Origin of the sequence: Bradyrhizobium sp., from assembly GCF_049798375.1 — a bacterium.
Taxonomy (GTDB): domain Bacteria; phylum Pseudomonadota; class Alphaproteobacteria; order Rhizobiales; family Xanthobacteraceae; genus Bradyrhizobium.
On record NZ_JBARGP010000107.1, the window covers coordinates 1 to 6,708 of the forward strand.

Genomic DNA, 6,708 nt, shown 5'->3' on the forward strand with positions numbered 1-6,708 from the left:
CCGTGCAGTCGATCGCATCGAGCAGCGAGCCGCGCCGCTCGCCGGCGAGCGTCCGCGTCAATTCGAGATTGGCCCGCGTTGCCGGATCGATCGCCATCGTCGTGCCGACCGCCTCGCGCGCGGGAGGGGCCAGCGGCAGGCGTTTGCCGACTTGCGTGCGGTCGACATAGGTGACGGTGGCAGCCGCCGCGGTTGCTTCCAGCCGCGACAGCACAGCGAGTCCGTCCATGGTAGCGACGGCGAAATAGTCGCACAGCCTGCGTTCTGCGGTGGCGCCGTCGAACACGTCGCGCGTCACCGGCGTTACGGCGGCGAGCTCGCGCAGCACCGGCTCGAACTCGCTGTCCGAATACAGCGCATCCGAGACGATCACCTCGTTCGGATTGATGCGGGCGAGCGTCGCGGCAAGCTCATTGAAGCCGCATTCGGTGACCATGAATTCGGAAGTCGAGATATCGATCCAGGCAAGGCCGAGCCGGTCGCCACCTGTGGAGCCGCGGGCGCGCGCGATCGACAGCAGATAATTGTTGGCGCGGGCATCGAGCAGATTATCTTCGGTCAAGGTGCCCGGCGTCACCACGCGGATGACGCCGCGCTTGACCACGCTCTTGTTGCCGCGCGCGCGAGCGGCCGCCGGGTCTTCCATCTGCTCGCAGACCGCGACACGGATGCCTTGCGCGATCAATCGATGCAGATAGTCCTCGGAGCGCTCGACCGGCACGCCGCACATCGGAATGTCCTGGCCCTGATGTTTGCCGCGCTTGGTCAGCACGATGCCGAGTGCTTTCGAAGCTACCTCGGCATCTTCGAAGAACAGCTCGTAGAAATCGCCCATCCGGTAGAACAGCATCAGGCCCGGATGCGCCGCCTTGATCTCCAGATATTGTTCCATCATCGGCGTCAGCTTCGCCGCCGTCTCTGGGGCGGAGGCGGCTTCGGGCGGTGTCGGAGCTGGGATCGGCTGCTGGATGGTCATGGCGCGGAAAATACCGAATTTGGCCGGCGCATCCTACCGCTTTGCGATGGCTGTCCCGGTTTTCCACGCCTGCGGCTCGGTCGGTGCAACCTCTCCCGCGTGCGGGGGAGGGGCGCGCCGCCGCCTTGACGCATACCTCCCTCCATTCCCGTCAATTGACCACCCTCACCGCCACTCCTACAACTCACGGTCAAATATCAGCCCAAGGACGTCAGGGAGAGAGCGATGCGAGATGTGTTCCTTTGCGATGCGGTGCGGACCCCGATCGGCCGCTTCGGCGGCGCGCTCGCCAAGGTGCGTACCGATGATCTCGCCGCCGCGCCGATCAAGGCGCTGGTCGCCAAGCATCATAATCTCGACTGGTCCGACGTCGACGAAGTGTTCTTCGGCTGCGCCAACCAGGCCGGCGAGGACAATCGCAACGTGGCGCGCATGGCGCTGCTGCTGGCGGGCTTGCCCGATTCGATTCCGGGACAGACCTTGAACCGCCTTTGCGCGTCGGGCCTCGATGCAGTCGGTGCCGCGGGCCGCGCCATCCGCTCCGGCGAAGTCGAGCTTGCGATCGCCGGCGGCGTCGAATCGATGACGCGCGCGCCGTTCGTGCAGGGCAAGGCCACCGAAGCGTTCTCGCGCTCGGCCGAGATCTTCGACACCACGATCGGCTGGCGCTTCATCAATCCGCTGATGAAGCAACAATACGGCGTCGACTCGATGCCGGAGACCGGCGAGAACGTCGCGGAGGAATTCCAGGTCTCGCGTGCGGACCAGGATGCGTTCGCGATCCGCTCACAGCAGCGTGCCGGCAAGGCGATCGCCGCGGGCTATTTCGCCGAAGAGATCACGCCGGTGATGGTACCCGGCGGCAAGGCCGGCCCTGTCACCGTCGACAAGGACGAGCATCCGCGCCCCGAGACCACGCTGGAAGCGCTGGCAAAATTGCGGCCGATCGTGCGCAATCCCGGTACCGTCACCGCCGGCAATGCCTCCGGCGTCAATGACGGCGCTGCCGCGATGATCCTCGCCTCAGAGGCTGCGGTGAAGAAGCACGGCCTGACGCCGCGTGCAAAAGTGCTCGGTCTCGCCTCGGCCGCGGTGCCGCCACGCATCATGGGCATCGGCCCAGTGCCGGCGGTGCGCAAGCTGATGGAGCGGCTGGGCCTGAAGATCAGCGATTTCGACCTGATCGAATTGAACGAGGCGTTCGCCTCGCAAGGCATCGCCTGCCTGCGCCAGCTCGGCGTTGCCGAGGATGCCGATTTCGTCAATCCGCATGGCGGCGCGATCGCGCTCGGGCATCCCTTGGGCATGAGCGGTGCGCGGCTCGCAATGACCGCGGTACACGGCATGGAGAAGCGCGGGGGAAAACGCGCACTCGCCACCATGTGCGTCGGCGTCGGCCAGGGCGTCGCGCTGGCGCTGGAGCTGGTGCAGTAATCTCTAGCCGTCATTGCGAGGAGCGAAGCGACGAAGCAATCCAGAATCGCGCGTGACGCCCTGGATTGCTTCGCTTCGCTCGCAATGACGAGGGATGGGGCGGAGGAATTGATGACCATCGCGCGCGAGCAGGATGTCACGGCAGCAGTGCTGGCTGTGATGGAGCAAACCAAAAATCCGCGGCTGCGGCAGATCATGATCTCGCTGGTCAAGCATCTGCACGGCTTCGTCCGCGACACCAGGCTGACAGAGGCCGAATTCCGCGAAGCCGCGGCCGTGATCGCCGAGCTCGGCCAGCGCACCACCGACACGCATAATGAAGTGATCCTGATGGCGGGCTCGCTCGGCGTCTCATCGCTGGTGTGCCTGTTGAACAATGGCGACAACGGCAACACCGAGACCGCGCAGTCGCTGCTCGGGCCGTTCTGGCGGCTGAATTCGCCGGTGACGCCAAACGGCGGCTCGATCGTGCGTTCGGATACGCCGGGCCCTGCGCTGTTCGTGCGCGGCAAGGTGGTCGATCCCGATGCCGCGCCGGTCAGTGGCGCCGAGGTCGATGTCTGGCACGCCTCGCCCGTCGGCCTCTATGAAAACCAGGACCCGGAGCAGGCCGACATGAACCTGCGTGGCAAGTTCACCACGGATCATGACGGCCATTTCTGGTTTCGCTCGGTCATGATGATCGGCTACCCGATCCCGACCGACGGCGTGGTCGGGCGTCTGCTCGAAGCGCAGGGGCGGCATCCCTATCGCCCGGCGCATCTGCATGCGCTGATCGTCAAGCCAGGCTTCAAGGTTTTGATCTCGCAGGTCTATGATCCCAACGATCCGCATATCGACAGCGACGTGCAGTTCGGAGTGACCAAGGCGCTGCTCGGAAATTTCGTCCGCCACGACGAGCCGCATCCGACCGGCCGCGATGTCGGCACGCCCTGGTACACGCTCGACCATCTCTACCGGATGGAAGCCGGCGAGCCGGTGCTGCCGCGGGCGCCGATCAAGTGACGCCGCGCCGTTGACCGGCCGATCGCCAGCGGCCAAGCTCCGATGCATTTCCGGACGGAGATCGTCAATGACGACAGCGTTGCCACCACCGGCCGAGCCCGCACAGCTGACCGACGCACTACGTGAGGCCGGCGTGCTCGACCGCGGTGCGGTAGCGGAGGTCACGGTCCTCGCCGATCGTCAGGTGCTGGTGTCGCGCATCATCCGGCTCGGCCTGCACTACGACCGGCCGGCGCCGGATGCGCCCGCAAGCCTGATCCTAAAGGTGCCGCTTCCGGCCTTTGCCAAGTCGATATTGCAGAGCGGGCGTCACGAGATCGGCTTCTATTCCGGGCTCGCAACGCTAATGCCGCCGCGCCTGGTCCCGCGCTATTTCGGCGGCGCGGTCGATGAGGATGTGCCGGTCTGGCACCTGTTGCTGGAGGACCTGACGGACAGCCATCGGCTGGCCACGGAGTGGCCGCTGCCGCCGAGCCTGCCACAGGCCGAGGCGATCGTGCGCGCGTTGGCGCGGCTGCACGCGGCGTGGTGGGACGATTCGCGGCTCGGCGTTTCCGTCGGCAGCTTCGCCTCTCGGGAGGACACGGCGGAGCATGGCGATGTCTTCGCCGGGCATTACCGCCGCTTCGCCGACCAGCTCGGAGACCGGCTGAGCCCGCAGCGGCGCGCCATCTATGATCGCTTCATCGTATCGATGCCGCGGCTTCTGGAGCGATATCACGAGCGGCGCAATGTCAGCATCGCCCATGGTGATGCGCATGTCTGGAATTTTCTGTTGCCAAAGGATGAAGGCCGCGACGCCGTGCGGGTGTTCGACTTCGACCAGTGGCGCATCAATGTCCCGGCGCAGGATCTCGCCTACATGATCGCCATGCAGCTCTATCCCGAGCGCCGCAGCGTGGCCGAACGCCTGCTGCTCGATTGCTACTACCAGTCCTTGCTCGAATACGGCGTCACGGGCTATGACCGCGCAGCGCTCGATCGGGATTATCGCTTGGCCGTGCTGTGGCACATCAGCAAGTCGGTATGGCAATGGACGGTGCGGATTCCGCCGCTCATATGGCGGAACAATCTTGAACGGATTTTTCTCGCCGTCGATGATCTCGGCAGTGTCGAGTTGCTCGATTAGCATGATGTCTTGTCGTTGGATCGAAGCAGTAGCCAAGGCCTCGGTTCACCTCTCCCCAGCGGGAAAGGTCGATCGCGCAGCGATCGGGTGAGGGGGCGCTGCTCTCTCGATAGACCTTAACCCCTCACCCCGATTGCATCTAGCGACGCAATCCGACCTCTCCCTATGGGAGAGGTGGATATCCGAAAAGCAACAGATCGACATCATTTTATCGAGCTCCAGGGTGTTTCGGTTGGTGCCGAGATAGGAGCTTAGTGCTGTTGGTTAGTAGCTGCGGCCCACGGGCGAGCCGACATTATTTTCCTATTTCGACCGGACACGTCCCCGGCATGTCGCACGCCGGCGGTATCGCGTGCGTGGTTGCGGTGACGTCGGCGGAGGCGGGGCCTTCAGTGCCGTTCTGCACGATCGCCACGTGCCACCGATAGGTCGTCTGCGGCGCGAGGCCGTTATCGGCAAAGCTTGGATTCGTGGTCTCGCCGATTGCGCTGAATGCACCGTCGGCGCCGGCGCGGAAGACGCGATAGGCGGCCGTATCGGGCGCAGGATCGAAGGCGAGGTCCGCGCTGCTGTCGGACGTGTCGATCACCATCAGCGCCGGCGCAGTGGTGCTTGCGGGCGGCGCCGCTGCGCTTGCGCCGCTGATCGCCGTCCTTAGCGTACTATTGTCATCTCCGTTCGCGCCGGACGTCAGCGCATCGAGCATGACCTTGATCGCCTTGATCTGCGGCCCGTCCTTGGTGACGTAGTCATCGCTATGGTCGATATAGCTCCACCAGTCCCAGCAGGCGAGCGGATTGGCGGGTGCCAAGTCGCTCGCCTTCGCCTGCGGATACAGCACAATCAGACGGTTGGTGTCGGCCCAGGCATTGTAGCCGGCATCGTCGACAAAGCGCCGGCCGACATGGCCGGCATCCTGCTCGCAGCCATGCAGCGCGATGTGGACGCGACAGGCCGCGCCTCCTTCGCAATCTTGCGGCACGAACACATAGCCGGTGTCCGCCATGCTCAGCGTGTCCGGAATGTCGGTGCCGGTATAGGCGGCCTGGTCGAAGCGCCGCACCGTGCCCTTGAGCGCGCCACGGTTGGGTGCGTTCGCCGGCCATAGATGTGCTGCAGCATGATGCCGGCCTGGTCATAGCCGCATTGGTCGATGAACGGGCTGCGATTGGCGTTGCAGGCGGCGAGATCAGCCTGCCCTTGCTGCTGCACCACCAGCGAATGGCCGGCGCCGATCGTGGTCTGATAGAACAGGTTGCTGCGGCCGGCCTCGCCGAGATAATGGCGATAGAACGCGGCCGCCGCGTCGGTGGAGGCGTTGTCGACGATTGCGTCATTGGTGCCGTGAAACAAATAGATCCGCTGCCGTCTGAGATCGGCGAGTGGGTCGATCGCGCCCGATGCGGCGTTGTCGTCGGCCTTCTTGACGAAGTCAGAGGTGTCGAGGTCGGCCGCAGGTCCTTTCATGCAGCCGCCGAGCGCGCGGCCGACCGAACGCATGAAGGCGGTGAGGATGTCTTCGGAGCTGGCGAGGTCGCACCAATAAGGCCCCCCGGCGACGATGCCGACGCCCTTGATGACCGATGACCAGGCGGTGCCGAACTGCACGGCCATGAAGGCGCCCGAGGAGATGCCGGAGATCGAGCTATCGCCGATCGCGGCGTTATAGCTCTTCAGTTTCGCCGGATCGGCGCCCGCGGCCGAGGCCGCAACCAGGCTCGCGATCAGCCCAAGGATCGTGCTCAGTCTGCGCAATGTCATGTGCGGCCCCTCACATGCAGCCTTTGCGAGCATAGAGCCTCTGTTGAATTCCGAACAAGCGCCCATTTCGCCGCGGCATCTCGCGCCCCAAAGGCGTTGGCGGCGCGGCCACAGAAAACGGGCGGCTTTTTAACCTCGGGGGTTCGGCGGTCTTAACGATCACCCAACTTTGTTTGCGCCGGCCGCCATCCGGGTCACCTCCCCGGACGACATATCGGTATGTGCGTCCCGTTATGCGCGATTCCGTCCTCCGGCCTTCTCCGAAGGGATGACTTGCCGCGACAATGAAGTGGCGATCGCGCAGAAGGATCTGCAGGCGCGGCAGCAGACGCTGGAGATCGAGCGCACCAAGAAGGAGGCCGAGCTCAGCCAGGAGCGTGACATCGCCAACAAGACGGCGAGC

General features: G+C 64.8%; 5 protein-coding genes and 1 pseudogene. 3 read left to right on the forward strand and 3 right to left on the reverse strand.

What is annotated here, in order from left to right; genetic code table 11:
* Positions 1 to 976, reverse strand: a pseudogene (locus WA702_RS04905) (DNA mismatch repair protein MutS); the annotation flags it as partial.
* A gap of 225 nt (positions 977 to 1,201) precedes the next feature.
* Here WA702_RS04905 and pcaF point away from each other — a divergent pair.
* The 3 genes from pcaF to WA702_RS04920 all read left to right on the forward strand — a co-directional run bounded on the left by pcaF (position 1,202) and on the right by WA702_RS04920 (position 4,544).
* Positions 1,202 to 2,410: a 3-oxoadipyl-CoA thiolase gene (gene pcaF / locus WA702_RS04910; RefSeq protein ID WP_425109411.1), complete on the forward strand. Its 1,209-nt coding sequence runs from the start codon at positions 1,202 to 1,204 to the stop codon at positions 2,408 to 2,410.
* Between the two features lie 111 nt (positions 2,411 to 2,521).
* Positions 2,522 to 3,415, forward strand: a complete 894-nt coding sequence (locus WA702_RS04915) for a dioxygenase (protein WP_425109412.1) — start codon at positions 2,522 to 2,524, stop codon at positions 3,413 to 3,415.
* A 67-nt stretch (positions 3,416 to 3,482) separates the two neighbouring features.
* Positions 3,483 to 4,544, forward strand: coding sequence for a phosphotransferase (locus tag WA702_RS04920; protein WP_425109413.1), 1,062 nt, complete (start codon positions 3,483 to 3,485; stop codon positions 4,542 to 4,544).
* A gap of 295 nt (positions 4,545 to 4,839) precedes the next feature.
* On the opposite strand, the gene WA702_RS04925 is transcribed toward WA702_RS04920, so the two are convergent.
* Positions 4,840 to 5,607 (reverse strand): hypothetical protein, encoded by a 768-nt coding sequence (locus WA702_RS04925; RefSeq protein ID WP_425109414.1) that lies wholly within the window; start codon positions 5,605 to 5,607, stop codon positions 4,840 to 4,842.
* Complete coding sequence (locus WA702_RS04930; protein ID WP_425109415.1) at positions 5,553 to 6,305, reverse strand: hypothetical protein; 753 nt, start codon at positions 6,303 to 6,305, stop codon at positions 5,553 to 5,555. Before WA702_RS04930 ends, WA702_RS04925 begins: the two co-directional genes overlap by 55 nt.
* Between the last annotated feature and the right edge of the window lie 403 nt (positions 6,306 to 6,708).

Bases quoted from the DNA above. Each gene is read 5' to 3' on its own strand.
- pcaF (WP_425109411.1), top strand. From the start codon at position 1,202: ATGCGAGATGTGTTCCTTTGCGATGCGGTGCGGACCCCGATCGGCCGC.
- WA702_RS04915 (WP_425109412.1), top strand. From the start codon at position 2,522: ATGACCATCGCGCGCGAGCAGGATGTCACGGCAGCAGTGCTGGCTGTG.
- WA702_RS04920 (WP_425109413.1), top strand. From the start codon at position 3,483: ATGACGACAGCGTTGCCACCACCGGCCGAGCCCGCACAGCTGACCGAC.
- WA702_RS04930 (WP_425109415.1), bottom strand. From the start codon at position 6,305: ATGACATTGCGCAGACTGAGCACGATCCTTGGGCTGATCGCGAGCCTG.